The following is a 25,859-nucleotide window of genomic DNA, read 5'->3' as shown; positions in this document are numbered from 1 at the left end:
GGCAAACCGCCTGTCGGTTAAAACCCCTTCCAGCCGCCGCCCAGCGCCTGCACCAGCGCCACCGCCGTCGACTGGCGGTCGGCCTGGGCCTGCAGCAGCGCGCGCCGGGCATTGAGCGCAGTGACCTGGGCCGCCACCACGTCGGTATAGCCGACCTGGCCGGCCCGGTAACGGTTCAGCATCTGCTGCTCGACCTGGCTGGCGGCATGGGCCGAGGTTTCGCGCAAGGCCTGCTGCTGCGCCAGCACTTTGCTGGCCGCCAGCTGGTCTTCCACGTCGGCCAGGGCGGTCAGGACGGCCTGGCGATAGTTGGCCACCGCCACGTCGCGCGCGGCACTGGCCTGGTCGACGCGGGCACCGGTGGCGCCGGCGTTGAACACCGCCTGCGCCGCCGACAGGCCGAGCGACCACAGGGTGTTGGAGGCGCTGAACAAGCCGCCCAGTTGGCTGCCCGCCACGCCATAACTGCCGCCCAGGCTCAGGCTGGGAAAATAGGCGCTGCGCGCGATGCCGATCTGCGTGTTGGCGGCCGCCACCCGGCGCTCCGCAGCGGCGATGTCGGGCCGCCGTTCCAGCAACGTCGACGGCAGGCCGAGCGGGATCTGCGGCACCTGCAGCGTCCATGGCGCAGCGGCCAGCGTGAAATCGGCCGGCGCCTTGCCCAGCAGGATGGCGATGGCGTGTTCGAGCTGGGCGCGCTGGCGCTGCGCGCTGAGCCGGTCGGCACTGGCATTGGCGAGCTGGGTCTGGGCTTGCAGCAGGTCGGAACTGGGCGCCACGCCGGCGTTCACGCGGTTCTGGGTGATCTGCAGCACACGCTGGTAGCCCGCCACCGTTTCGCCCAGCAGCGCCAGTTGGGCGTCCGACAGGCGCAAGCCGATGTAGTTCGCCGCCAGTTCGCCTTGCGCCGCCAGCCGCGCGGCCGCCAGGTCGGCTGCGCTGGCCTGGGCGCCGGCCTGGGCTCCGCTGACGCCCGCTCGCAACCGGCCCCACACATCCGGCTCCCAGCTGGCGCCGATGTTCACCCGGTACTGGTTGCCGGTGCGCCCGTCGCCACCCGCGCCGCTGCTGCCGCTACCACTACGGTTCGCGCTGGCGTCCAGCGTCACTACCGGGAACAAGGAGGCACGCTGCTCGGCCACGGCGGCGCGGGCCTGGGCGTAGCGCGCTTGCGCCGCCGCCACGTTCTGGTTGTTCACGTCCACCTGGCTGGCCAGCTGGTTGAGGGTGGCGTCGCCGAACAGCTCCCACCAGGGGCCCTTTTCCAGCAGGTCGGCCGGCGCGGCCGGCTGCCAGCCTTCGGCCTCCTTGAATTGCGCCGACAGCGGCGCGCTGGGCGTTTGGTATGCCGGGCCGGTGGCGCAGCCGGCCAATGCCAGGGTGAGCGCGCCGAGAATTTTTTTCATGTTGTGGCCTTTGCGCCACGCAGGCGCAGCTTATCGAGCAGCAGGTAGACCACGGGCGTGGTCAGTAAAGTGAGCAGCTGGCTGGCAACCAGGCCGCCGATGATGGCGATGCCCAGCGGCTGGCGCAGCTCCGAACCTTCGCCAAAGCCGATCGCCAGCGGCAGTGCACCCAGCGCCGCCGCCATGGTCGTCATCAGGATCGGGCGGAAGCGCAGCAGGCAGGCTTCCCGCACGGCGCTGCGCGAGTCCAGGCCGCGCGTGCGTTCCGCCTCCAGCGCGAAATCGATGATCAGGATGGCGTTCTTTTTCACGATGCCGATCAGCAGGAACACCCCGATCAGGGCGATCAGCGAAAACTCCATGCGGAACATCAGCAGCGCCAGCACCGCGCCGACGCCGGCCGAGGGCAGCGTCGACAGCACCGTGATCGGATGCACCAGGCTTTCGTACAGCATGCCCAGGACGATGTAGATCACCACCAGCGCCGCGGCGATCAGCAGCGGCTGCTGCTGGTTGGTTTCCTGCGCCGTGCGCGCCGTGCCCTGGAAGCTGCCGCGTACGTTGTTCGGCATGCCGATGGCGTTTTCCGCGTCCTTCACCGCTTGCTGCGCCTCGCCCAGGCTGGCGCCGTCAGCCAGGTTGAAGGAAACCGTGGTCGCCAGTTCGCCGTCCTGGTGATTCACCGAGGCCGGGGTGGATCGCTCGGCAAACGAGGCCAGCGCCGCCAGCGGCACCATGGCGTCGGCCTGCGTGCTCAGCGCCGAGCCGCCGGACGGGTCGCGCATCCCTGCCCCGACCACCGAGCCGCCCGTGCTGGCGGCAGCGCGGCGCCCCACATAGACGTCGGCCAGCGCTTCCGGGCTGCGGGCATATTCCGGCGCCACTTCCATCACCACCTTGTACTGGTTAAGCTCATCGTAGATCGTTGCCACCTGGCGTTGCCCGAACGCGTTGTACAGCGCGTTGTCGACATCCTTCATCGACAGGCCCATGCGCGACACCATGTCCTTGTCGGCCGCAACAAAGGTTTCGACACCGTTGTCCGCCTGGTCGGTATCCACGTCCACCAGCGCCTTCTGCCGCTTCATTTCATCGGCCAGGCGCGAGGCCCAGCGTTTCAAATCGGCGCGGTTGTCGCTTTTCAGCGTGTACTGGTAAGTGGAATTGCTTTGCCGCCCGCCCATGCGCAAGTCCTGCACCGTGTTCAGGAACAGCGACACGCCGGTCACACGCGCCAGCTTGGGCCGCAGGCGCGCAATCACCTGCTGCCCCGTCACGTCGCGCTCCGCCGCCGGTTTCAGGTTGACGAACATGAAGCCGCCGCCCGCCCGCGAGCCGCCGGTAAAGCCGACCACCGTCGCCACGGCCGGATCGTCGCGGATGATATTCACCAGCTGCCGCAGCTTGCCCTGCATGGCCTGGAAGGAGATGCTCTGGTCGGCGCGGATGCCGCCATTGATCTGCCCCGTGTCCTGCTGCGGGAAGAAGCCCTTCGGCGCGGCGGCATACAGGTAGACATTCAGCCCGACCACGAATACCAGGACCAGCATCACCAGCCACGCGCTGGCGAGCGCCCAGTCCAGCGACTTCTCATACATGCGCAGAATGATGTCGAAGCCCCGCTCGAACCAACGCGACACGCGTCCTGGCGCCTGCTGCGCGGCACCCGGCCGCAGCAGCCAGGCGCACAGCATCGGCGTGGTGGTCAGGGAGATCACCAGCGAGATCATCACCGCCGCCGACAAGGTGACGGCAAACTCGCGGAACAAGCGGCCCACCTGCCCGCCCATGAACAGCAGCGGGATGAAGACCGCCACCAGCGACACGCTGATCGACAGCACGGTAAAGCCGACTTCCTTCGCCCCTTGCAGCGCGGCCGCGAAGCGCTCCATGCCCTGCTCCATGTGGCGCGCGGTGTTCTCCAGCACCACGATGGCATCGTCCACCACGAAGCCGGTGGCCACGGTCAGCGCCATCAGGCTGAGGTTATTCAGACTGAAGCCCAGCAAGTACATCACGCCGAAGGTGCCCAGCAGCGACACCACGGTCGCGATCGCCGGAATCACGGTCGCCCGCGCGCTGCGCAGGAAAGCGCTCACCACCAGCACCACCAGCACAATCGACATCAGCAGCGTGAACTCGATTTCGAGCAGCGAGGAACGGATAGAATTGGTACTGTCCGACGCGACCTGCAGTTTCACATCCTGCGGCAACTGGGCCTGTAACTGCGGCAGCAAATCGCGCACCGCATCCACCGTCTCGATCACGTTGGCGCCGGGCTGGCGCGTCACCAGCACGATCACGGCCGGCTCGCCGTTGAACAGGCCCAGTGTGTTGCGGTTCTCCGCACCGTCGATCACCTGCGCCACGTCGTCGAGCCGGATCGCGGCGCCGTCGCGCCAGGCCACGACCAGGTCGCGGTAATCGGCAGCGCTGCGGCCGCCGCTGGCCGTCGACGCAGCCGAATAGATCTGCAGGCGCCGCCCTGCCACCTCGATCGCTCCCTTGGGCCGGTTGGCATTGGTGGCCTGGATCGCCGCCCGCACGTCTTCCGACGATACGCCGTAGCGGTTCAGCGCAAACGGCAACAGTTCGACGCGCACCGCCGGCAGCGAGCCGCCGCCGATCTCCACGTCGCCCACGCCTTTCACCTGGGCCAGCTTCTGCTGCACGATGTTCGACACCGACTCGTACACCTGCCCCGGGCTGCGGGTGGCCGATGTCAGCGCCAGGATGATCACGGGCGCATCGGATGGATTGGCCTTGCGGTAGGTCGGGTTGCTGCGCAGCGTGGCCGGCAAGTCGGCGCGCGAGGCATTGATGGCGGCCTGCACTTCGCGCGCCGCCGCATCGATCTTGCGGTTCAACTCGAACTGCAGGTTGACGCGCGTCGAGCCGCTGCCGGACGAGGAAGTCACCTCGTTCACGCCTGCGATCACGGCCAGCCGCCGCTCCAACGGCGTCGCCACGCTGCTTGCCATGGTGTCCGGACTGGCGCCGGGCAGGCTGGCGCTGACCGAGATCGAGGGGTAATCCACCTGCGGCAGCGGCGACACCGGCAGCACGAAGAATGCCGCGATGCCAGCCAGTGCCAGCCCGATCGTCAGCAGCACCGTGGCAATAGGACGGCGGACAAAGGGCTCGGACAGGTTCATGTCGCCTCCCCGCGCCCCCGGCGGCGCTGCGCAAGGCGGTCGAAGGCCAGGTAGATCACCGGCGTGGTGTACAGCGTGAGCAACTGGCTGACAATCAGGCCGCCGAAGATCGACAGGCCAAGCGGCCGGCGCAACTCGGCGCCCTCGCCCCAGCCCAACATCAGCGGGACGGCGGCAAACAAGGCCGCCATGGTGGTCATCAAAATCGGCCGCAAGCGCAGCAGCGCGGCCTGGTGGATCGCCTCGCGCGGCGCCATGCCCTGCTCGCGTTCCGCCTCGATGGCGAAGTCGATCATCATGATGGCGTTCTTCTTGACGATGCCGATCAGCAGGATGATGCCGATAATGCCGATCACGCCCAGCTCCTGCCCCGTCAGCATCAGCGCCAGCAGCGCGCCGACGCCGGCCGACGGCAGCGTGGACAGGATGGTCAACGGGTGGATATAGCTTTCGTACAGCACGCCCAGCACGATGTACACGCACAGCACCGCCGCCAGGATCAGCCAGAGCTGGTTGCTCAGCGAAGCCTGGTAGGCGCCCGCCGCGCCCAGGAAGCTCAGGCTGACCGATTGCGGCAGGCCCACTTCCCTGGCAGCATCGCGGATCGCGTCGACCGCCTGCCCCAGCGCCACGCCGGGCGCGGCATCGAAGCCGATGGTGGTGGCCGGGTACTGGGCCACGTGGGTCAGCTGCAGCGGCGCCGGGCGCTCCTGCACGCTGGCGATGGCCGACAATGGCGTCGGCTTGCCGCTGCCGGTGCGCAGTTGCAGGTTGCCCAGCGCTTCCGGCGTCTCCATGCGGTCCTGGTCAGCTTCCAGGATCACGCGGTACTGGTTGGTCTCGGTGAAAATGGTGGAAACGATGCGCTGGCCGAAAGCGCTGTACAGCGCGTCGTCCACCGCCGCAGCGGTGATCGACAGCCGCGAGGCGGTGTCGCGGTCGATGCTGACATAGGCTCCGGCGCCGCTGGCGCCCACATCGGACACCACATTGCGCAGCCGCTCCTTGCCCGCCATGCGTTCGGACAGCCTGGTCGCCCATTCCGATACGCTGGCGTTATCGGCACCTTCCAGCGAAACGCGGTACTGGGTCGGGCCGCTTTCGGCATCGATGGTCAGGTCCTGCGTTGGCTGCAGATACAGCTTGACGCCCGCCACTTGCGCCACGCGCTGGCGCAGGCGCTCCATCACCACTTGCAGCTTGTCGCGGTCCGGTTTCAGGTTGACCAGCATGCTGCCGGTATGCAGCATGGTGTTGTTGCCCGCGTCGACGCCGACCACGGAACTGAGCGAGGCCACGGCCGGGTCCTCCAGCATGGCGCGGGCGGCCTGCTGCTGCAACTGCACCATGCGTTCGAAGGACACGGTCTGCGCCGCTTCGATGCGGGCTTTCAACTGGCCGGTGTCCTGGGTCGGGAACAGGCCTTTGGGAATCCACAGGTAAAGCAGCACCGTCAGCACCAGCGTGCCCAGGGCAACCAGCAGGGTCACGCCCTGCCGCTCCAGCACCCATTGCAGGCTACCGTCGTAACGCTTGACCAGGCGGTCAAACAAGGTGGCCTCGTGCTCTTTATGCTCGGCCAGCCAGCGGCCGGACATCATCGGCACCAGCGTCAGCGACACCACGGCGGAAATCAGGATGGTGATGGCCAGCGTGACGGCGAACTCACGGAACAGGCGTCCCACCACGTCGCCCATGAACAGCAGCGGAATCAGCACGGCGATCAGCGACACCGTCAGCGAGATGATGGTGAAGCCGATCTGCTGTGCGCCCTTGAGGGCCGCGTTCATCGGGCTCTCGCCTTGCTCGATGTGGCGCGCGATGTTCTCGATCATGACGATGGCGTCGTCCACCACGAAACCGGTGGCGATGGTGAGCGCCATCAGGCTGAGGTTGTTCAGGCTGTAGCCGAGCAGGTACATCACGCCGAAAGTGCCGACCAGCGAAATCGGCACCGCCAGGCTGGCGATCACCGTCGCGCGCGGGCTGCGCAGGAAGGCGAAGATCACCAGCACCACCAGCACCACGGCCAGCAGCAGTTCAAGTTCCACGTGCAGCACCGAGGCGCGGATGCCGTGGGTGCGGTCGCTCAGCACGGCCACCTCGATGGCGCCGGGCAGGCTGGCCTGCAGCTCCGGCAGGCGCTCCCGGATCGCATCGACCGTGGCGATCACGTTGGCGCCCGGCTGGCGTTGCACATCCAGGATGATGGCGGGCGTCAGGCCGGCCCAGGCGCCAAGCTTGACGTTCTCCGCGCTATCGACCACGCGGGCCACGTCCTGCAGCCGGAGCGGCGCGCCGTTGCGGTAGGAGACGATCAGCTGGCGGTAATCGTCGGCCGCCAGCAACTGGTCGTTGGCATTGATGGTAAAAGCGCGCGTGGGGCCGTCGAAGCTGCCCTTGGCGCTGTTGGCGTTGGCCGCCGTGATGGCGCTGCGCAGCGTATCCAGGCCGAGGCCGTAGCTGGCCAGGGCTTGCGTGTCGGCCTGGATGCGCACGGCTGGACGCTGGCCGCCGCCCAGCGTGACCAGGCCGACGCCGTTGACCTGGCTGATCTTCAGCGCCAGCCGCGTGTTGACGATGTTCTGCACTTCCGTCAGGGGCATCGCTTTCGAGGTGATGGCCAATGTCAGCACCGGCGCATCGGCCGGGTTGACCTTGGCGTACACCGGCGGCGCCGGCAGGTCGGTCGGCAGCAGCGAGCCGCCGGCGTTGATCGCCGCCTGCACTTCCTGCTCCGCCACGTCCAGCGTCTGGCCCAAGCTGAATTGCAGCGTGATGATGGAAACCCCGGCTGCGCTGGTGGAGCTCATGCGCTGCAGGCCGGACATCTGCCCAAACTGCCGTTCCAGCGGCGCCGTGACCGTGCGCCCCATCACCTCCGGGCTGGCGCCGGGATACAGCGTACGTACCTGGATGGTCGGGAAGTCGACTTGCGGCAACGCCGACAGCGGCAGGAAACGATAGCCAAGCAGGCCGGCCAGCACGATGGCCAGCATGAACAGCGCCGTCGCCACCGGCCGCCGGATGAAGGGCGCCGAGGGGCTCATCGCGTCGCGCCGGCGGCGCCCGCATCGTCACGATGACGGCGCCGCTTGCCGCCGCCCTCGCCGTCAGCGCCGGGCCGCTGCGACGGCAACGTAACGCGCGCACCGTCCTTGATGCGGTCCGCCCCTTCGGTGATCACCTGTTCGCCGGCCGCCAGGCCGCTCTCGATCTGCACCTTGTCCACGGTCGCAATCCCGCGCTTGACCGGCCGCTGCGAGGCTGTCTGCCCATCTTGCAACACGTACACGTAGTCGCCCGAAGAACCGTGCCGCAACGCCGTCACCGGCACCACCACCGCATCCTTGATGGTGCGCAGCTCGAGCCGCACGTTCACGAACTGGCTGGGGAACAAGGAAGAACCGGCATTGGCGAAGCGCGCCTTCGCCATCACGGTGCCGGTCTGCGTATCGACCTGGTTATCCAGTGCATAAAACCCGCCCTTCTCCAGCACCGTGCTGCGCGTGCGGTCGTACGCCAGCGCCACCATGGGTGCGCCGGCACGATCGCCGGCGCGCGGCGCCAGCTCCGCAACCCGGTCCTGCGGCACTGCAAACTCCACATCGATCGGCGCCAACTGCGTGATCACCGCAATCCCCGCCGCATCGCTCGAACCAACCAGGTTGCCGATATCGACCACCCGCAAGCCGACCCGCCCGCTGATCGGCGCCACCACCTTGGTGTAGCCCAGGTTCAGGCGCGCCGTGCCCTCATTCGCGCGGTCGGTCGTGACCGTGCCCTGGAGTTGTTTGACCAGCGCCGCCTGCGTGTCGACATCCTGCCGTGCGATGGAATCCTGCGCCAGCAAGGTGCGATAGCGTTCAAGCGTCAGGCGTGCATTTTCCAGTTGCGCCTCATCGCGCTCGCGCTGGCCGGTGGCCTGCATCAGCTGCAGCTCGAATTGGCGCGGATCGATCTGGGCCAGCACCTGGCCCGCCTTGACCATCTGGCCCTCCTTGAAGAGAACTTTTTGCAGGATGCCGGAAACCTGCGGCCGCACCGTGGTGGTAGCGGCCGCGGTGACGGTACCCAGCGCGTCCAGGGTGACCGGCAAGTCGGCCTTTTCGGCCGTCGCCACGCCGACCGTGGCAGCGGGACCGCGTCCACCGCGGCCGCCCCGCCCACCGCTTCCCTGCCCGGCGCCACCAGCGCCAGCGGTGGCCGGCGTACCCGAGCCACCCTGCCCGCCTTCGGCAGGGCCGCGGTGGGTCAGGTACCAGGCCAGGCCGCCCAGGGCCAGCATGCCAAGCAGGGCCGCCACTCCGCCGATCCAGCGCGCCCGTTTGCCGGCGCGTGGTGTCGAGGGGGCATTGGATGTTGTTGGAGTCTCCATGGGGCGACCCTTTCTTCTTTTGGGTGGTATGCGAATTGACTCTAGCACAGCGTCCCGGCCCGAATACGTTCGGCAAGAAACATCGGAAACAATTCGGGCCACCGGACGCCCCAAAAGAAAAGCCGCCAGACTGGCTGGCGGCTTGATTCCTGTAATAACTGCTTACAAAGATGCTACAAACTAATCGGGCGAGCTGCAGAGGCAATGGGTCAGCGCCATGAACGGCTTGCGCTGGGCAGTCATCTCGTTCAGCCAATTCAGGTCCTGCACCACTTCGGTGGCCACGCCGGCCGGCACGCCGGCTGGCAGCAGCGACGTGCGCGCTTGCTCGCCGAACGCCTTGGCAGCGGCAGCTTGCGCGGTCGAGGCGCCGAAGAACTCCAGCACCTTGTCGAAGCGCGACACTTCACGCTCGATGTAGACGATGCGTGGTTCGCCGCTCAGCTTGGCGCGCTGCGCCGCCGCTTTCAAGGCGTCGGTGTAGCCGCCCAGCGTATCGACCAGGCCGCGCTCCTTCGCTTGGGCACCGGTCCACACCCGGCCCTGGCCCACGGCATCGATCTTGTCGGCCGTGGTATTGCGCGCCTTGGCCGCCTTCGACGTGAATTCCTCGTAGGTGTGGCCGATCACGCCCTGGATCAGCTGGCCGAAACGCGGGTCCATCGGACGCAGCGGATTGCCCGCATCGCCCAGCCAGGTGGTGGTCTGGCCGGCAGTATGGATGCCAAGCTTGTCGATCACCTTGTCCACGGTCGGGAACAGCGCGAACACGCCGATCGAACCGGTGATGGTAGCCGGGTCGGCGAATACCTCGTCCGACGCCATCGAAATCCAGTAGCCGCCGGAAGCGGCCACGTTGCCCATCGAAACGATCACCGGCTTGCCGGCTGCGCGGGTCAGTTCCAGTTCGCGGCGGATCAGCTCCGAGCCGAAAGCGCTGCCGCCAGGCGAATCAACGCGCAGCACCACCGCCTTGATCGCGCTGTCCTCGCGCGCCAGGCGCACCAGGCGTGCCGTCGACGCGCCGCCGATCTGGCCGGCCGGCGCATCGCCGTCGCTGATCTCGCCAACTGCCATCACCACGCCGATCGCGTCGCCGGTCAGTTTCGGGAACACGCGCGCCAGGTAATCGTGATAGCTGACCTGGCGGAAAGACTTGGCAGCGGGATCGTCCACGCCACGCTTGGTCATCATCACGCGCAGTTCGTCCTTGGTTTTCAAGCCGTCGACCAGCTTCGCGTTCAGCGCCACTTGCGCCAGGTTGCCTTTAGTCTCAGCCACCAGCGCCGGCAGGTTGTCGATCGCCTTCATCAGCGCGCCTTCCGGCATCTTGCGCGACTTCTCCACCTGGGCGGTATAGCGCGCCCACAGGTCGTTGTACAGGAAGGCATCCGCTTCCGCCGCCGCCGGCGAAGGGCCGTTGGCGATGAACGGCTCGGCAAAGCTCTTGTAGGTGCCGACCTTCATCAGGTTGACGGTCACGCCCACCTTGTCCAGCGCATCGCGGTAGTAGTTGCGGTATTTGCCGAAACCGTCAAGGAACACCGCCCCCATCGGGTGCAGGTAGACTTCGTCGGCATGGATCGCGATCTGGTACTGGCGCTGGTTGTAGCTGGAACCCCAGGCCACCACCTTCTTGCCGCTGGCCTTGAAGCGGTCCACCGCCGCGCCGATCTCGCGCAGCATGGCCTGGCCGCCGCCCTGCATTTCGTCCAGCACCAGCACGGCGCCGCCGATCTGCGGGTCCTTGGCGGCCGCCTCGAGCACGTTCAACACATCGCGCAGTTGCACCGATTTGTGCACTTCGCCGCCGGCCAGGCCGGCCATCAGCGCGTCGCGGCTGCTGCCGGACGATTGCTCCACCAGGGCGCCTTCCAGGTTCAGGACCAGCATGGTCTTGTCGCCCAAGGGCTTGACGCCGCCGCCGAAGATGGCGGCAATCAGTACCACCACGATCAGCAGGAACAGGAAGTTCATGGTGGCGCGGCGGCTCTTATCCACGGCACCCCAGAACCAGGCGAATCCACCGCGGACATACGAGAAAACAGAGCGGGACATCTTTACTCCTAATGCAAAAAATGTAACTACTCCACACTATAAGCGACATTCGCCTTGGAGGGTGAAGAAATCAGGTATAGCCCAGCCATGACCACCAGGCCGTTGAGGACCAGCAGTTCCAGTCCGATGCGGTAGCTGCCGAACAGGATTGGCTGGTTAAAGTCGACCAGGGCGCACAGCAGCGGCCCGGCCAGCGCTACCCACGGCACCAGCTTGTCGTTCACTGCCCGCTTGCTGAGCAGGCCAAAGGCGAACAGGCCAAGCAGCGGGCCGTAAGTGTAGCCGGCCAGTTTCAGGATCATGCCGATCATGCTGGCGCTGTCGAGCCATTTGAACACCATCACCAGCAGCAGGAACAGCGCGCAGAACGCCAGGTGCACCCGGTGGCGGATGCGCAGTTGCGCGCCCTCGCCCAGTTCCGCGCGCCGCTTCAGTCCCAGGATGTCGATGCAGAAGGACGATGTCAGCGCCGTGATCGCGCCGTCCGCGCTCGGAAACAAGGCGCTGATCAGGGCCACGATGAACACCAGTTGCAGCAGCGCCGGCAAGTGGCCCATCACAACGGCCGGAAAGATCCTGTCGCCGCTCGCGGTCACGCCAACCTGCGGCGCGTACAGGTACAGCAAGCCGCCAAGGAACAGGAACAACGTCAGCACGCCGGCCAGGATGGCGTTCAGCGCCAGCATGTTTTTCTGCGAATCGCCCAGCGTCTTCACCGAGATATTCTTCTGCATCATCTCCTGGTCCATGCCGGTCATGGTGATGACGATGAAAAAGCCGGCCGCGACCTGCTTCCAATAATGGCCCGGGCTGTCGATATCGGTCGTGAAAACACGCGCCAGGCCGGCCGCACGCATGCGCTCCACGCTTTCCAGCACGCCCAGGCCCATCTCGTTCAACAGGAACACCGTGCACGCCGCCAGGCCGAACAGCATGCCCGTGGTTTGCAGCGTATCGGTCCAGACAATGGTCTTGACCCCGCCTTCGTACGTATACAGCAGGATCATCGCCAGGATGACCAGGTTGGTCAGCCAGAACGGCACGCCCAGGCTGTCCAGGATGACGGCCTGCAGGATATTCACCACCAGGTACAGGCGCGCCGTGGCGCCCAGGGTGCGCGACAGGATGAAGAAAGCCGCCCCGCTCTGGTAGGAGCGCCGGCCCAGACGCACGTCGAGGTAGTGGTAGATGGAGGTCAGTTTCAGGCGGTAGTACAGCGGCAGCAGCACGTAAGCCACCGCGATATAGCCCAGCACATAGCCGATCATGATCTGCATATAGCCAAAGCCGTCGCGGCCCACGGCGCCCGGGACGCTGATGAAGGTCACGCCGCTCAACGTGGTACCCACCATGCCGAACGCCACCAGCATCCAGTTCGAACGCTTGTTCCCGATGAAAAAACTGTCGTTGTTGGCGTTGCGGGAAGTGGCCCAGGCCACGCCCAGCAGCAGGCCGAAATAGGCCAGCACCACGAGGAACAGTGAAACAGGTGACATTTTGTTATCCAGCCATGAAACAATTTGGGCTGCAATATACACTGGAATGCCGAAGCGCCTTAGAATCGCCTGCAAACCTGAGGAAAACAATGTACGACCAACAGACCATCGATTTCGCCCGCGCCCAGGAAGCGCTGGTACTGCCGCTCGAATACCGGGTTCACGCCCAGGCCGACGGCCGCGGCGAGGGCCGCGAGGAATGCATGCGCGATTATGCGCGCGTGCTGTATTCGTCGTCCTTCCGCCGCCTGCAGGGCAAGATGCAGCTGCTCGGGGTGGACGCCAACCGTTTCAACCGCAACCGCCTGACCCACAGCCTGGAAGTGGCGCAGATCGCCCGCTCCATCGCCGCCGACCTGGGACTGGAGCGCTGCGTGGTGTCCGAAACCTGCTCGCTGGCGCACGATATCGGCAATCCGCCCTTTGGCCATTACGGCGAAAAGATCCTGGACCAGCTGGCGGCCGATGCCGGCGGCTTCGAAGGCAATGCCCAAGCTTTCCGCACCCTGCGCACGCTGGAGAAGAAGCACCACGCCTACGCCGGCCTGAACCTGACCGTGCGCTCCCTGCTCGGCATCACCAAATACTTCCAGCGCCGCGCCGATAATCCGAAGAAATTCCTGTACGACGAGGACTACGAGTTCCTGATCGGGCAATTGAATGCCCGCGGCGTCTCGCTGAGCAAGAGCATCGACGCCCAGATCATGGACCTGGCCGACGAAATCGCCTATGCCGCGCACGACGTGGAGGACGCACTGAGCTTCGGCATCATCACCTGGGGCGAGATCGTCCACGAATTCAAGATCAGCAAGGACTTTTCCGGCGCCCACGAGCAGTTCGCCAGCATCGCCAACCACGCCCACGAGGAGGCGCTGAAATGCGATATGCAGGAAAGCTCGGAGGAGTATTCCATCGTGCTGCGCAAGGAGCTGACCTCGCAGATCGTGCATGAGCTGTGCCGCGACATCGGCGTGGTGGAAGGCAAGCACGGTCCGGAATTGGGCTACCGCACCAAAGGCCTGCTGGCGCGCGGCCTGAAAAGCCTGCTGTGGCGCGCCATCCTGCGCAAGAAGGACGTGCAGCTGTATGAAAAACGCGGCGAGAAGATCATTCGCGGCCTGTTCGAAGTCCTGACCGACAAGACCTACAACAAAGGCGGCATCCTGCTGCCGCCGGCGATCCGCAGCCTGAAGGACTCGCGCGAACGGCTGGTGGTGGACTACATCTCCGGCATGATGGATTCCTACGCCGCCAAGGAGTACGAAAAATACTTCGGCCCCGGTAGCCTCGATCGCATCTACCCGCTGGCATGAACGATCCGCGCAGCGAATACGAGCGCCGCATGAACCGGGTGCTCGACCACATCGACCGCAACCTCGACGCGCAGCTCGACCTGCCCGGCCTGGCCGATATCGCCAACTTCTCGCGCTACCACTTCCACCGCCTGTTCGCGGCGTGGATGGGTGAAACGCTGGGCGACTACGTGCGCCGGCGCCGGCTGGAAGTGGCCGCGCACAAGCTGGCCGCCGGCGGCACGGTGCTGGACGTGGCGCTGTCGACCGGCTTCGGCTCGGGCGAAGCGTTTGCCCGCGCCTTCAAGGCCCGCTTCGGCAGCACCCCGACCGAGTGGCGCGAAAATACGCCGGCGCGCATCGCGGCCTTCCTGGCCGAGGTCAACGCACAACATAGCAATCTGGATCAGGCGAACAGCAAGCACGGTCAGGCTGGCAGCGGCGCAATGGACCAAGATGAGGGCTCCTACCACCACAATGGAGCACAAAAAATGGACGTCAACGTTATCGACCTGCCGCCGGCCCGCATCGCCTACCGCCGCCACATCGGCCCCTACGGCCCGGCAGTCGGCCAGTTCTGGGCCCAGGCTGTCATGCCCTGGATGCTCGGCCACGGCCTGGCCGGAGCCACCTGCTACGGTATCGGCCACGACGACCCGAGCGTCACCCCGGCCGACAAATGCCGCTACGACGCTTGCGTCGAAATCCTGCAGGGCTTCGAACCCGGCGGACAATTCAGCGTGGCGCACATGCCCGGTGGACGCTACGCTGTCACCCGCTACACCGGCTCGCCGCGCGATATCGGTCCGGTGTGGAACCGCATGATGAAGGAATGGCTGCCCTCGAGCGGGCTGCAATGCGACGAGCGCCCATGCTTTGAGCGCTACGAAAACCTTGCGACGCAGACCGACGGCAGTTTCACCTGCGAGATCTGCATACCTGTGAAGGCACTGTAAGACGATGAACCCGGAATACCTGGCAATGCTGGTGGCGCGCGATATGCCCTATGGGAAGTACAAGGGCCGCAAGCTGGCCGACTTGCCGGGTCATTACCTGGGTTGGATGGCGCGCGAAGGCTTCCCGAAAGGGGAGCTGGGCGCGCTGCTGGCGTTGATGTACGAGATCGACCACAACAACCTGCGCGCCCTGCTCGACCCGCTGCGCGCGCGCCGGAACTGAATTGGCTTCAGCAGCCGCTGGTGTTGGCCTTGATCACCGGCGCTCCGCTGCCGTTATAGGTATATTGGACCGAGCATTGCAGCGGCGTCGGCGCAGCTTCAATGCGCCAGCCGGCATCGCCGCCCGGGATCTGGCTGTTGCCGTAGCCATAGAAGGTATAGTCGCCGGAAGGGACCGCGCTCGGCGACAGGTAGCAACCGCCGCTCGGGACTTTCGAGCCCTGCAGCGCTACGCCGATGCCGTCGCACCAGCGGTCCGGGTAGCCGCTCCAGACGCGCATCGACACGCCGTCGATGTCGACGAAGGTGATGTTGGCGATCGTGCTGGCCGTGCCCTCGCCCCTGAGCGCAGTGAGCGAGCGCACCAGCCGGACGGAAGTCTTGACGGAGCCCGCCAGCGCCTCGATCGACGCAGTGCGGGCCGAGGAGCCGAAATTGATTATTCTCGGAAGTGCAAACGCGGCCAGGATGCCGAGGATGACGATCACGATAATTAATTCGATCAGCGTAAAGCCTTGGGCTGGGGCCTTATGCGTTTGGGGCTGGCGGAGCATGGAGAAGTCATCCTGGATATCGTCGCTGAAGTATACCGGCGTTTTTGCGTCAGCGCATGATTTGATAACCATTTATCAACACAATTCACCATTCCACAACGGCGCCGCAACGACGGCGCAGCGGCGGCGCATTGATGCGAAAGGCAGGCAAGCCTAGCCAGGCGTGGACCGGATCGCCAGCTCTGCAAAGCCCGTCAGCGGATCGTGCTGGCGCGAGAACTGGTGCGCCGGCAGCAGCACCAGCAGCAATTCGGCCGTGGTGCGCACGATGCAGCCGCGGCCCACATGCCCACCGAAGACGCGCCCGCGCGCATCGGACAGCATCATATGCAGGTGGGCGCCATCCGGCGCCACCGAACCGGCCAGGGTCAGGATTTCCAGGTCGCCCAGCAGCTCGGTCGGCTGCGCCAGTCCGGCATAACGGAGCTGCGCCACCGACAAGCTGCCGATGCCCTGCACCAGGTAGCCCGCCGCCGCACCCGCATCGCGCAGCGCCTGTTCCACAGCACCGCGCAAATCGTCGCCAGGATTCAGGCGCAATGGCAGCGCGTCCATCATCCCTGCAGGCGCGGCGCGACCAGCGCAGTGAATTCACCCTTTTCGATCAGGCGCTCCAAGTCGTTGAAGCCGCCGATCAGGACGCCGTCGATGAAGATCATCGGGAAGGTTGGCCAGCCGGACCACATTTTCAACGCCGTGCGGCGGCGCCATTGGCTGAAGTAGCTGCCGAATTCGAGGTAGGTGTATTGGGTGCCTTGCGCATCGAGCAGGCGGCAGGTCTTCTTCGGGAACGGGTTCTGGCGCATGCCGACGACCACCACGCGGTTGGCCGCAATGGCCGCCTGCACTTGCGCCACGATATCGGCGTGGTTCTTTGCCACGCGTTCGCGGATGGCCGGGTGCAGGTGGGCGTCGTCGAGGATGGTACGGGTCATTGTTTTTCCTTGTGCAGTAAGTCCAGCGTGGCCTGGTCGGGCACGCCGCCAAAATATTTGTCGAGGCAATCGCGGAACAGCGCCTCATGCGGCGCGGCTTGCGCGAACAGCGTCATCGACGAATGGAATTTCATATTATCCGGCGACCCGAAGATACCATGGACGGTGGCTCCCTGGACAGCCAGTACCAGCGCGCTGCACTCGCGCAACCGGGCGCCGAGCACGGGATGTGCCAGGTAAGCCCGCGCTTCGGCCAGGCCGCCGATCGCATACTGTTGTGCCATCGCGCTGAAGCCAAGGCCTTCGATTTGCGGGAAGATGAACCACATCCAGTGGCTGCGCTTGCGCCCGGCCGACAATTCGTCGACCACCTGCTGGTAGAGCACGTCCTGCGCTGTGACAAAGCGATCCAGTTGGGCCATGGCTTGCCTCGAAAACGTTACTTTTCAATGAGCCATTCTCCTACAAAGTCTGGTAGCGTGTTCTGATTAATGGCCGCCCCTGCCGCGCCTAACATGAGCACTCCTTTGAACCGATATGGGAGATGATCATGGCATCCAGCAATCAAGACAATCGCGGCGGCGGCTCCAAACAGTCAGGCAACCAGGGCGGCAATCGCCAAAGCGGCGATACCAGCAACCGTGGCTTCGCCTCGATGGATCCGGAACGCCAGCGTGAGATCGCCAGCGAAGGCGGCAAGGCAGCCCACGCATCCGGCAATGCGCACGAGTTCACCTCGGAAGAAGCACGCAAGGCTGGCAGCATGAGCCACAAGAATGACGGCAACCGCCAGTCCGGTTCCGACTCCGGTGGCGGCAGCCGCCAAAGCGGCAGTGGTGGCAACAGCGGTGGCAGCGGTGGGGGCACCCGTGGCGGCACGCCTGAGCAGCACGCCGAAGCCGGCCGCCAAAGCCACAAGAACGATGACAAGCGCTAAGCGCGCCTTGTCGTGAACGGAACCGTCCAGCGCGACGGTTCAAGCAGCCCGGTGGTCAGCGCGCAACCCGCGAGGATCACCAGGCAGCTCAAGCCCATCTGCAGCGAGAAGATCTCCCCCAGGAACAGGCAGCCCCACAGCACGCCGAAGGCCGGAATCAGGAACAGCGCGCTCATCGCCTTGCTCGCCCCCAGCCGCGCAATCAATCCAAAGAACAGCACATACGCAAACGTCGTACACAGCGCAGCCAGCGCCAGCACGGCGCCCCAGGCCTTGGCCGAAGGTGGCTCAGCCGGCCACAGCACCACCGCCGGGCCAAGCAGGAGCACGGCCGCCACCATCTGGCTGCCGCCGGCCACGGCCAGGGGCGGCACCTCGGCCAGGTAGCGCTTGCTGAAGTTGCCCGAGATTCCATACAGCAGCGTCGCCGCCAGGCACGCCAGCGAAGCCAGCATCGTGCGCAGCATGTCGTGCTGCGGCAGGAAATGCAGCTTGCCCGCCACCAGCAGCACCACGCCGCCGAAGCCCAGCGACAACCCCGCCATGCGCGTAATGGTCAGCCGTTCGCCAAGCCAGATCGCGCCGATCAGCGCCGCGAACAAGGGCGTGGTCGCGCTCAGGATGGACGACAGGCCGGCCGGAATCGTCAACGCCGCGAAATTAAACAGCAGGAATGGCAGCGCCGCATTGGTCACGCCGATAAAGCCGATGCCGCGCCAATGCCGGCGCAATGCGCCGATCTGGCCGCGCCACACGAGCAGTGGCAACAACAGCAGTGCCGCCGCCACCGCGCGCACCCCACCCATCGCCGCCGCGCCAAACTCCGGCGCCCCGACGCGGATGAACAGGTATGACGCGCCCCAGATCGCCGCCACCGACAACATGCTCCCGGCGTCGGCCCGCCTCATGGCAGTACTCCCGCCAGCGCCGAAATGCCCGCTTCGGTGTCCACTTCGGGGTCAGGAACCGAAGTGGACATTTCGCGCCCATAAGCACGCTGGGTGGCGGGGCGCTGGCTGACGGCATGGAACCAACGCGCCAGGCTGGGATAGGCGGCCAGGCGCGCGCCGCGGGCACTCACCAGGGGGAAGCAAGCGATATCGGCCACCGAATACTGCTCGCCGCACAGGTAGGCCTGCTCTGCAAGCTGCTTGTCGAGCGTACTGAACAGCTCAGCGGTCCGGTTGCCCTGGCATTCGAACGACTTCTGCCAGAACAGCCACTGCCGCGCCGCCGCGCGCGCGCGCATACCGGCCGGCAGGCCGAATCCCGCCTTTTCGGCCAGGTAGAGCAGCATGGCGCCCGATTCCTGCAGCGGCAGCGGCTCGCCGGCATCCATCGGCCAGTGGTCGACCATCGCCAGGGATTTTGCCTTGGGAATGCGCCGGAACGGTAGCCCGGTCTCTTCCAGGAACATCAGCAATTGCTGCCCTTGGGGTGTCGCGACGTAGTAGAAGTCCAGCATGGCAATCCCTTTCGATGTGTCAGGGATAGTGTGCGCCGCCGCCTGGCTCCAACAAAGATCCAGGAATGTCAAATTTTATGGAGCCAGCATTACTTTGGCAAGTGGGAACATAGACGTTCGAACAAGCCCGGTTCTGCCATGCGCTGCCGCCACCAGCGCAAAGCCGCGCCGGACTCGCCACTGCGCCAGGCCAGATAAAAGGTTTCATCCGGTTTCGGTTCTTCGACCTCCTTCTCCACCAGCAGGCCGGCGGCGAATGCCGCGCGCGCGCAGCGCTCCGGCAGGAAGCCAAAGCCCAGGCCCGCCAACTGGTAATCGAACTTGGCTTGCATGGTCGGCACGGTCAGGGTGTCCTGTCCCAACACCAGGCCGACCGTGCGCGGCGCCAGCAGGCGGGCGGAATCGGCCGTGGCAATTGCGCGATGGCGTTGCAGGTCATTGCGTCCCAGGCGCCCCGGCACCTGCGCCAACGGATGCTGCGGCGCGACCGCGAACACCCATTTCAACCGGCCGATCGGCTGCGACACATAGCCCCCGCCGGCCGGACCATCGCCCGGCGCACCGACGGCAATATCGACGCGCCGGTCCAGCAAGGCTTCCCAGCTACCGCCCAGCGTTTCCTGCACCAGGCGCAAGCGGGTCTGCTGCGTCACTTCGTAGAAGGCGCGCACGTCCGGTACCAGCACGGTGGCAGCGAACATGGAATCGAGTCCGACCGCCAGTTCCGTTTCCCAGCCCGACGCCACGCGCCGCACCCGCTGTTCCAGGTCGCCCGCCGCCTTCAGCAGGTAGCGCCCCTCCTTCAGCAGCTCGTGACCGGCCGGCGTCAATTCGACACGCGGCCCAAAGCGTTCGAACACCTGCACGCCAAGCTCCTCCTCCAGTTTGCCCACCGTGTAGGAAATGGTCGAAGGCACGCGGTACAGCTCACGCGCGGCGGCGGCAAAGGAACCGCCACGGTCGATGGCGTCCACGATTTGCAGGGCTTCAAGGCTTAATCTGAGCATTCGATTTTTTCGATCATTGAGCGGCAAATTATTCGCTTTTTAACACGGACACGCAGCCATATACTGTGAAACATCTGATCGAAATTATCGCACAAGGAGCTAATTATGTTGCAAGTACGCAAATCCGAAGACCGCGGTGTCGCCAACTTTGGCTGGCTCGATTCCCGCCACAGCTTCTCGTTCGGCCACTACTACGACCCGGAACACGTCGGCTTCGGCCCGCTGCTGGTGATTAACGAAGACAAAGTGTCAGCTGGCCAGGGTTTCGGCACCCACGGCCACCGCGACATGGAGATCATCTCCTATGTGCTGAGCGGCGCGCTGGAACACAAGGACAGCATGGGCAACGGCTCGGTCCTGCACTACGGCGACGTGCAACGCATGACGGCGGGTAGCGGCGTGCGCCATTCCGAGTACAACCACTCGAACAAGGAAGGCGTGCACTTCCTGCAGATCTGGATCCAGCCTTCACAAGACGGCATCCAGCCAGGCTACGAGGAAAAGCACTTCACGCCAGAGAGCAAGGCCGGCGGCCTGCGCCTGATTGCCTCGCCGGATGGGCGCGAGGGATCGGTGCTGGTGCACCAGGACGCCTTGATCTACGCCGCCATCCTGGATGGCGGCGAAGGTGCGGTGCACACGCTGGGCGCGGGGCGGCAGGCCTATGTCCATGTCATCCGCGGCACGCTGACGGTCAACGGCGCCGAGCTGAAAGGTGGCGATGCAGCCAAGATTACCGGCGAGGCCACGGTTACCCTGTCCGGTGCCGATAACGTTGAAGTCCTGCTGTTCGACCTGCCTTGAACCGGCATATCCGGGGCTGCCCCTGCGGGCCGGCCCCGGATTTACCGGGTTTTTGTTATGATTGCAGGGTTACACATTACAAAGATTGAAAGAGCATCATGCAGCCCGTCGCAGAACAACCGGTAAAAGAAGACCTGGACTACGTCACCTCGTGCGCCCTGCCAACGCCGTGGGCCCAGTTCACGCTGCATGCCTTCGTCGAACACGCCACCGGCAAAGAGCACCTGGCCATGGTGCTGGGCGATATCGGCAATGGCGAGCCGGTGCTGGCGCGCGTCCACTCCGAATGCCTGACCGGCGACGTTCTGTTCTCCCAGCGCTGCGACTGCGGCGCCCAGCTTGAAGGCGCGTTGAAACGCATCGCCGAAGAAGGCCGCGGGGTGCTGCTTTACCTGCGCCAGGAAGGCCGCGGCATTGGCCTGATCAACAAGATGCGCGCCTACCGCCTGCAAGAGCAAGGCGCCGACACGGTGCAAGCCAATGAACAACTGGGCTTCAAGCCCGACCAGCGCAACTACGCCCTGGTGGAGCCGATGCTCAAGCAGTTCGGCGTGAAGAGCCTCAAACTGATGACCAACAACCCGCGCAAGATTGCCGCCATGGGCGCCCTGGGCGTCGCCGTGGCCGAACGGGTGCCGCTGCTGGTCAACCGCAACGCCTTCAACCAGCACTACCTGAATACCAAGGCGCTCAAGCTGGGGCACATGATGACCCCGGCCACCCCGCCGGCCGCAGAAGACGGCGAACTGTAATCCCGCCCCGCTCCCCCGAGTCGAAAGATTAGATGAAATTCACTAAACTGGCTTTACTACTGACTTTGACTTGGGGCTGCGCAACAGCCAACGCCCAACAGGCGGCTGCCCCCGCCACTGATACGGTCTCGCTGCCGACTCCATCGAGCACCGCGCAAAAACTCTATTCCGCCGCCAAGTCCGACCTGCTGCAGGTTCGCTCGCTGCTGAAAACCGGCCGAACCCAATCCTCGGTCGGTTCCGGCTTCCTGGTCGGCACCTCCAACCTGGTCATGACCAACTATCACGTGGTCTCCCAGTTCGCGCTGGATCCGGACACCTACACCGGCGAATGGGTGGACACTGCCGGCCAGCGCGGGAATATCGAATTGCTGGCGGTGGACGTGCTGCACGACCTGGCCGTGGTGCGCGTCAACCGCTACGGCACCGGCTACTTCAAGCTGGGCGACAAGCCTGTCGCGCTGACGCAAGGCCAATACCTTTATTCGCTGGGCAATCCGCTCGACCTGGGCTTTGCCATCTCCGAGGGCTCGTTCAACGGCGTGATCGCGCGCAGCTTCTACGAACAACTGATGTTCACCGGTCCAATCAATGCCGGCATGAGCGGCGGCCCGAGCGTGACCGTCGACGGCGCGGTGGCCGGCATCAACGTCTCCAAGCGCCTGGATGGCGAACTGGTGTCTTTCCTGGTACCGGCCCGCTATGCGCAGGAGCTGCTGAAGAAAGTCGATCCGGAAGCCAAGCCGCCGAAGGATTTCACCGCCATCGTCGCCCAGCAACTGCTGGTGCACCAGACGGCCATGATCGACCAGTTGTTGGGCAAGCCGCTGACTGCCAAGGCCATGGGCCCGTACTCGGTGCCGGTGCGCGAATCGGAACAGATGCGCTGCTGGGGACGCTCCAACGACCGCGACTCGTTCTCGGTCGAAGTCACCAACTGCCAGATGGAGTCCTCGCTGTTCGTTTCCGGCTCGCTGCAGACCGGCCAGGTCCAGATCCAGCACCAGTACATGAAGAGCACCGGACTGGATGAAGTGCGCTTCGCTGTCCTGTCCAGCAACTCGTTCAAGAACGAGAACTTCGGCAGCCACAAGGACAAGCGCCTGACCGGCCCGATGTGCACCGAACAATTCGTCAAGAACAGTACCCTGCCGATGCGCGCCGTCATGTGCGTGCGCGCCTACCGCAAATTCGACGGCCTGTATGACTTCGCCCTGCTGACCTCCAGCACCGACGAAGGCAAGATGAACCTGCAAAGCCGCCTCGATGCGCGCGGCGTGTCATATGAAAACGGCCTGCGTGCCTCGCGTGCCTTCCTCGAATCGCTGGCACGCGGGGGCAAGAAATGAACGGCCCGTTCTTTATCGAGACCCTGGCGCGCAATGGCGACGTGCTGCACCGCCACCGCGTCGACAAACTGCCGATCACCATCGGCCGCGGCTACAACAACGATTTCATCCTCGATGACGCGCATACCGCGGCTACCCACGCCGTGGTGGAACTGGCGGAAGATGGCGCACTGGTGATGCGCGACCTGGGCAGCCAGAACGGCATCGTCGTGCACGGCAAGCGGCAGGCTTCGGTGCCGATCAACGGCACCACCGTGGTTCGCCTCGGCCACACCCGCCTGCGCGTGCGCGACACCGCATTTCCGGTGGAAGCCGAAGTCACCGACACCACCATGCACGCATGGGAAGGCGGCGTGCCGGCACTGGCCGGGATGGCGTTGATCGCGTTGTTCGTCGGGGTCACCGAAGCGCTGTCCGATACCGGCGCCTTCCAGGCTATCCGCTACCTGCTGGTGATTGTCACCGGCATCGGCGCCGGCATGGTGTGGAGCGGAGTCTGGGCATTGGCCAATCGCCTGTTCGGCGGCCATGCGCGCCTTGGGCGCCACCTGTTCATCCTTGGCAGCGGGCTGGTGACCATCGGCGCCTGGAAGGCCTTGAGCAGCGTGCTGGCCTATGCCTGGTCGGCGGAGGCGTTCACACGCTACGGCAACCACGTGGTGATGCTGATCCTGGTGGCGATGATCTACCACCACCTGCGCACCGTCAAACCGCACAAGCCGCGCGCCTTCATTTCTTCCTGCGCCGTGTTCCTGGCCCTAGGCTCGGGCCTGATCCTGATGCGCAACTACGAGAATGCCGGCCGCCTGCGCGATGAACTGTATATGTCGGTGATCCTGCCGCCGGAAGTGCGCCGCAGCCAGGACCACAGCGTGGATGAATTCATGGGCGATGCGGCCAAGCTGAAAGCGGCAGCCGATGAAGCACGCAAGTCCTCGAAGCTCAAAAAAGACGACGAGGACGACGACGAGTGATCAGCTCGCGTAAGGCGCACCGCGCAGTTCAACGGTGTTGCCTTCGGGGTCGTTGACGTAGATCGACGGCCCCTCGCCCTCCGCGCCATAGCGCGACTCAGACGGGCCGTTCTGCACATCGTGTGCGCTCAAATGGGCGCGGATCGCCGCCTCGTCGAACGGCTCGACGCGGAAGCAGAAATGGTCGACATTGCGGCCTTCCTTGCCCGGCGCAGCGCCGCCCATCTTGCCCAGTTTCTTATCGATAGGCACCAAATCCACCAGCGAACTGCCGGCGCGCAGCTGGATCAGGCCGATCTCGTCCTGTCGGCGCTCGATGGTGCAGCCAAGCACCTGGGTGTAGAAATGGATCATGCGGTCGGCATCGACGACGCGCAATACGATATGGTCAATTTCGCGAATCTTGATCAACGTAGGTCTCCTTTGGTTTATGCGTCTGGAACGGGGTTGCTGCCGGAGACGGGCACGTAACGCCCGCCACGGAATTCGAATTTCATCGCTTGATCGATGCGCTGAGCCGGCGCATTGCCTTCCTTGCCACCCTTGCTCATGGCCCCGGAGAAGCGCAGGACCAGCGCTCCGGCGCTGGCAACTTCCCAGCGGCCTTCGATGGCATAGCAGCGGCCCGGCGCAACCTTATCGTCGGCATACGCCGGGTCGGCCGGTTGCAAGCCCTGCACCACGCCCGCCAGCCGATCCACGCAGTCCGGGCGCGAATAAACGTTGTCGCCCTTGATCTTCTGCAGCAGCAGCGGCTTCGGCTTCACACCGTCAGGCCCAATGGAATACAGGGCGAACAGGTCCACACAATGGCCCTGCCAGCAACTGCCCCACGTCACGTGCAAGCCTTGCTTGGTTGGTGACAGCGGAAGCACGCCTAATTGCGCCCGGCCTTCGTAGCCCTGCAAGTCGAACGGTTCCTGGCGCTTCGCCAGCTTCCATCCATCCTTGCCCGGCTTGAACGTATAAGCCGCAAGACCGGCAGGCGTGCCGTGCGCAATTTGCGGCACGCCGCCATCGCCTGCCGGCGTCAGGGTTACCAGCAGCACGATCCGGTCCGGCGCAACGCGCACGGCCTGGCGTGGCACCACAATCACGTTGCGCTTCTTGCCCTGCCTCGCATCCCAGCAGCGCGTCGCGGCGCTGGTCTGGATCGACTGCACGCGGCCGCCCTCCTCGTCCTTCCACTTCGGAAAAGCGATTTGCAGCAACTCGTCAGGCTGCGGCTCGGCCACCTGCGCCAACGCCAGCGCAGGAACTGCCAGCAACACGGCAATAGCAGGTTTCATCGACGTTCTCCTAAATCCGCAAGCGGCGGCGGTCGTTAAGGAAGGCATCCAGCTGCGCCGGCGCCAGCACCTTGACCGGATCGCCGTGAAAGACATACAGGTAAGGCTCCCCGCCCAAGCGGTCCGTCATCTTCGCCAGCACAAGGAAGCAAGTCCCGAGTGGATAAACGGCGGTATCGCGCAATTGCCGGGAACACTGCACCCGCATCTCCGGACTGAACGCCTGCCCATTCACCGGCCGCACCAGCACCTGGCCGAATTCCTCGACCGACTCGACCGCCACGTCGCGGTAATCAAAAGTATCCCTAGTCATCCCGCGATCTTACCTGATCCACCTCAACACATGTACCGTCGAGGCGCCGGAGAATCAACTTACCGTCCCGCCTGCTTGACCTCATATTTCGATGGCATACACTTGCTATGACAATCTCGTGGGATGAATTGAAACGCTTGGAAAACCTCCGCGTACATAAATACGATTTCCAGGATGCTTGGAAAATTTTCAATGGTTTGGAATTCACTTTCGAGACGACCGTTTTCCGTACCCGGAGCGGCGTTACAACACCATCGGATTCGTGGATGAGCGAATTGCCAAGTTGACCTACTGCTATGAAAGTGAGAACCTCCGTGTCATTTCCTTTCGAAAAGCCACTACGCGGGAAGCCCGTCAATATTACTTCGTCCTACGTGAGCGAGACGGATTGGGACGCAATTGACGCAATGGGCGACGATGACTGAGGTGTACTGTCAATAGTGGACACTCTCGTCTCAAGCTGCCAGCACTTCCTTGTTGAAGTCTGCCGCAAAGCGTGCCGGCGATTTGTAGCCAA

25 protein-coding genes are annotated in these 25,859 nt (G+C 64.8%); 9 read left to right on the top strand and 16 right to left on the bottom strand.

Annotation, left to right across the window (positions count from 1 at the left end; translation table 11 throughout):
- Positions 1-17: 17 nt before the first annotated feature.
- The 6 genes from BM269_RS10515 to BM269_RS10490 form a co-directional block, all read right to left on the bottom strand.
- Positions 18-1,406 carry an efflux transporter outer membrane subunit gene (locus BM269_RS10515; RefSeq protein WP_090436987.1) on the bottom strand — a complete coding sequence of 463 codons (1,389 nt, stop codon included), beginning with the start codon at positions 1,404-1,406 and terminating at the stop codon, positions 18-20.
- Positions 1,403-4,561, bottom strand: coding sequence for an efflux RND transporter permease subunit (locus BM269_RS10510; RefSeq protein WP_090436986.1), 3,159 nt, complete (start codon positions 4,559-4,561; stop codon positions 1,403-1,405). Before BM269_RS10510 ends, BM269_RS10515 begins: the two co-directional genes overlap by 4 nt.
- Positions 4,558-7,611 carry an efflux RND transporter permease subunit gene (locus BM269_RS10505; RefSeq protein ID WP_090436985.1) on the bottom strand — a complete coding sequence of 1,018 codons (3,054 nt, stop codon included), beginning with the start codon at positions 7,609-7,611 and terminating at the stop codon, positions 4,558-4,560. The genes BM269_RS10510 and BM269_RS10505 overlap by 4 nt, the downstream gene beginning before the upstream one ends.
- Positions 7,608-8,939, bottom strand: a complete 1,332-nt coding sequence (locus BM269_RS10500) for an efflux RND transporter periplasmic adaptor subunit (protein WP_090436984.1) — start codon at positions 8,937-8,939, stop codon at positions 7,608-7,610. Before BM269_RS10500 ends, BM269_RS10505 begins: the two co-directional genes overlap by 4 nt.
- 180 nt (positions 8,940-9,119) lie before the next feature.
- Positions 9,120-10,997: a signal peptide peptidase SppA gene (gene sppA / locus BM269_RS10495; RefSeq protein ID WP_090436983.1), complete on the bottom strand. Its 1,878-nt coding sequence runs from the start codon at positions 10,995-10,997 to the stop codon at positions 9,120-9,122.
- Between the two features lie 26 nt (positions 10,998-11,023).
- Positions 11,024-12,493 (bottom strand): sodium:solute symporter, encoded by a 1,470-nt coding sequence (locus tag BM269_RS10490; protein ID WP_090437238.1) that lies wholly within the window; start codon positions 12,491-12,493, stop codon positions 11,024-11,026.
- Positions 12,494-12,582: 89 nt separating this feature from the next.
- Here BM269_RS10490 and dgt point away from each other — a divergent pair, with 89 nt between their 5' ends.
- From dgt to BM269_RS10475, 3 genes are read left to right on the top strand one after another with little or no spacing between them, the layout of a single operon-like run.
- Positions 12,583-13,806: a dGTP triphosphohydrolase gene (gene dgt / locus BM269_RS10485; protein WP_090436982.1), complete on the top strand. Its 1,224-nt coding sequence runs from the start codon at positions 12,583-12,585 to the stop codon at positions 13,804-13,806.
- A complete protein-coding gene (locus BM269_RS10480) occupies positions 13,803-14,741 on the top strand; it encodes an AraC family transcriptional regulator (protein WP_211482681.1) in 939 nt (312 codons plus the stop codon). The genes dgt and BM269_RS10480 overlap by 4 nt, the downstream gene beginning before the upstream one ends.
- Positions 14,742-14,745: 4 nt before the next feature.
- Positions 14,746-14,964 carry a DUF3820 family protein gene (locus BM269_RS10475; RefSeq protein ID WP_090436981.1) on the top strand — a complete coding sequence of 73 codons (219 nt, stop codon included), beginning with the start codon at positions 14,746-14,748 and terminating at the stop codon, positions 14,962-14,964.
- 7 nt (positions 14,965-14,971) lie between these two features.
- Here BM269_RS10475 and BM269_RS30040 read toward each other — a convergent pair whose 3' ends face one another.
- From BM269_RS30040 to BM269_RS10455, 4 genes are all read right to left on the bottom strand, one after another.
- Positions 14,972-15,517 carry a prepilin-type N-terminal cleavage/methylation domain-containing protein gene (locus tag BM269_RS30040; protein WP_211482680.1) on the bottom strand — a complete coding sequence of 182 codons (546 nt, stop codon included), beginning with the start codon at positions 15,515-15,517 and terminating at the stop codon, positions 14,972-14,974.
- Between the two features lie 153 nt (positions 15,518-15,670).
- On the bottom strand, positions 15,671-16,072 hold the full coding sequence (locus tag BM269_RS10465; protein WP_090436979.1) for a PPC domain-containing DNA-binding protein: 402 nt from the start codon (positions 16,070-16,072) through the stop codon (positions 15,671-15,673).
- Positions 16,072-16,452, bottom strand: a complete 381-nt coding sequence (locus tag BM269_RS10460; RefSeq protein ID WP_090436978.1) for a glutaredoxin domain-containing protein — start codon at positions 16,450-16,452, stop codon at positions 16,072-16,074. The genes BM269_RS10465 and BM269_RS10460 overlap by 1 nt, the downstream gene beginning before the upstream one ends.
- Entirely contained in the window at positions 16,449-16,874 is a 426-nt protein-coding gene (locus BM269_RS10455) for a DUF1810 domain-containing protein (protein WP_090436977.1), read from the bottom strand. Before BM269_RS10455 ends, BM269_RS10460 begins: the two co-directional genes overlap by 4 nt.
- A 128-nt stretch (positions 16,875-17,002) precedes the next feature.
- On the opposite strand from BM269_RS10455, the gene BM269_RS10450 reads away from it, so the two are divergent.
- The gene (locus tag BM269_RS10450; protein ID WP_090437236.1) at positions 17,003-17,389 is read left to right on the top strand and encodes a KGG domain-containing protein; all 387 of its coding nucleotides are present in this window, start codon (positions 17,003-17,005) and stop codon (positions 17,387-17,389) included.
- Here the strand turns inward: BM269_RS10450 and BM269_RS10445 are convergent.
- The 3 genes from BM269_RS10445 to BM269_RS10435 form a co-directional block, all read right to left on the bottom strand.
- Positions 17,386-18,297 (bottom strand): DMT family transporter, encoded by a 912-nt coding sequence (locus BM269_RS10445; protein WP_090436976.1) that lies wholly within the window; start codon positions 18,295-18,297, stop codon positions 17,386-17,388. The genes BM269_RS10450 and BM269_RS10445 overlap by 4 nt on opposite strands.
- A complete protein-coding gene (locus BM269_RS10440; RefSeq protein ID WP_090436975.1) occupies positions 18,294-18,854 on the bottom strand; it encodes a glutathione binding-like protein in 561 nt (186 codons plus the stop codon). The genes BM269_RS10445 and BM269_RS10440 overlap by 4 nt, the downstream gene beginning before the upstream one ends.
- A gap of 89 nt (positions 18,855-18,943) precedes the next feature.
- Positions 18,944-19,861: a LysR substrate-binding domain-containing protein gene (locus tag BM269_RS10435; protein ID WP_090436974.1), complete on the bottom strand. Its 918-nt coding sequence runs from the start codon at positions 19,859-19,861 to the stop codon at positions 18,944-18,946.
- A gap of 105 nt (positions 19,862-19,966) precedes the next feature.
- Here BM269_RS10435 and BM269_RS10430 point away from each other — a divergent pair, with 105 nt between their 5' ends.
- The 4 genes from BM269_RS10430 (at position 19,967) to BM269_RS10415 (ending at position 23,740) form a co-directional block, all read left to right on the top strand.
- The gene (locus BM269_RS10430; RefSeq protein ID WP_090436973.1) at positions 19,967-20,665 is read left to right on the top strand and encodes a pirin family protein; all 699 of its coding nucleotides are present in this window, start codon (positions 19,967-19,969) and stop codon (positions 20,663-20,665) included.
- 98 nt (positions 20,666-20,763) lie between these two features.
- Entirely contained in the window at positions 20,764-21,417 is a 654-nt protein-coding gene (gene ribA, locus BM269_RS10425) for a GTP cyclohydrolase II (RefSeq protein ID WP_090436972.1), read from the top strand.
- 32 nt (positions 21,418-21,449) lie between these two features.
- Positions 21,450-22,766: a S1 family peptidase gene (locus BM269_RS10420; protein ID WP_090436971.1), complete on the top strand. Its 1,317-nt coding sequence runs from the start codon at positions 21,450-21,452 to the stop codon at positions 22,764-22,766.
- Complete coding sequence (locus BM269_RS10415; protein WP_090436970.1) at positions 22,763-23,740, top strand: FHA domain-containing protein; 978 nt, start codon at positions 22,763-22,765, stop codon at positions 23,738-23,740. Before BM269_RS10420 ends, BM269_RS10415 begins: the two co-directional genes overlap by 4 nt.
- Here BM269_RS10415 and BM269_RS10410 read toward each other — a convergent pair whose 3' ends face one another.
- From BM269_RS10410 to BM269_RS10400, 3 genes are read right to left on the bottom strand one after another with little or no spacing between them, the layout of a single operon-like run.
- The gene (locus BM269_RS10410; RefSeq protein ID WP_090436969.1) at positions 23,741-24,151 is read right to left on the bottom strand and encodes a VOC family protein; all 411 of its coding nucleotides are present in this window, start codon (positions 24,149-24,151) and stop codon (positions 23,741-23,743) included.
- Positions 24,152-24,168: 17 nt separating this feature from the next.
- A complete protein-coding gene (locus tag BM269_RS10405; protein ID WP_090436968.1) occupies positions 24,169-25,029 on the bottom strand; it encodes a hypothetical protein in 861 nt (286 codons plus the stop codon).
- A gap of 10 nt (positions 25,030-25,039) precedes the next feature.
- Complete coding sequence (locus BM269_RS10400; protein WP_090436967.1) at positions 25,040-25,342, bottom strand: hypothetical protein; 303 nt, start codon at positions 25,340-25,342, stop codon at positions 25,040-25,042.
- A 178-nt stretch (positions 25,343-25,520) separates the two neighbouring features.
- Between BM269_RS10400 and BM269_RS30155 the strand changes: the two genes are divergently transcribed.
- Positions 25,521-25,745, top strand: a complete 225-nt coding sequence (locus BM269_RS30155) for a BrnT family toxin (RefSeq protein WP_170860339.1) — start codon at positions 25,521-25,523, stop codon at positions 25,743-25,745.
- Positions 25,746-25,859: the final 114 nt, after the last annotated feature.

The organism is Duganella sp. CF458 (genome assembly GCF_900113115.1).
Taxonomy (GTDB): domain Bacteria; phylum Pseudomonadota; class Gammaproteobacteria; order Burkholderiales; family Burkholderiaceae_D; genus Rugamonas.
This window is presented reverse-complemented; position numbering and strand designations above follow the sequence as displayed.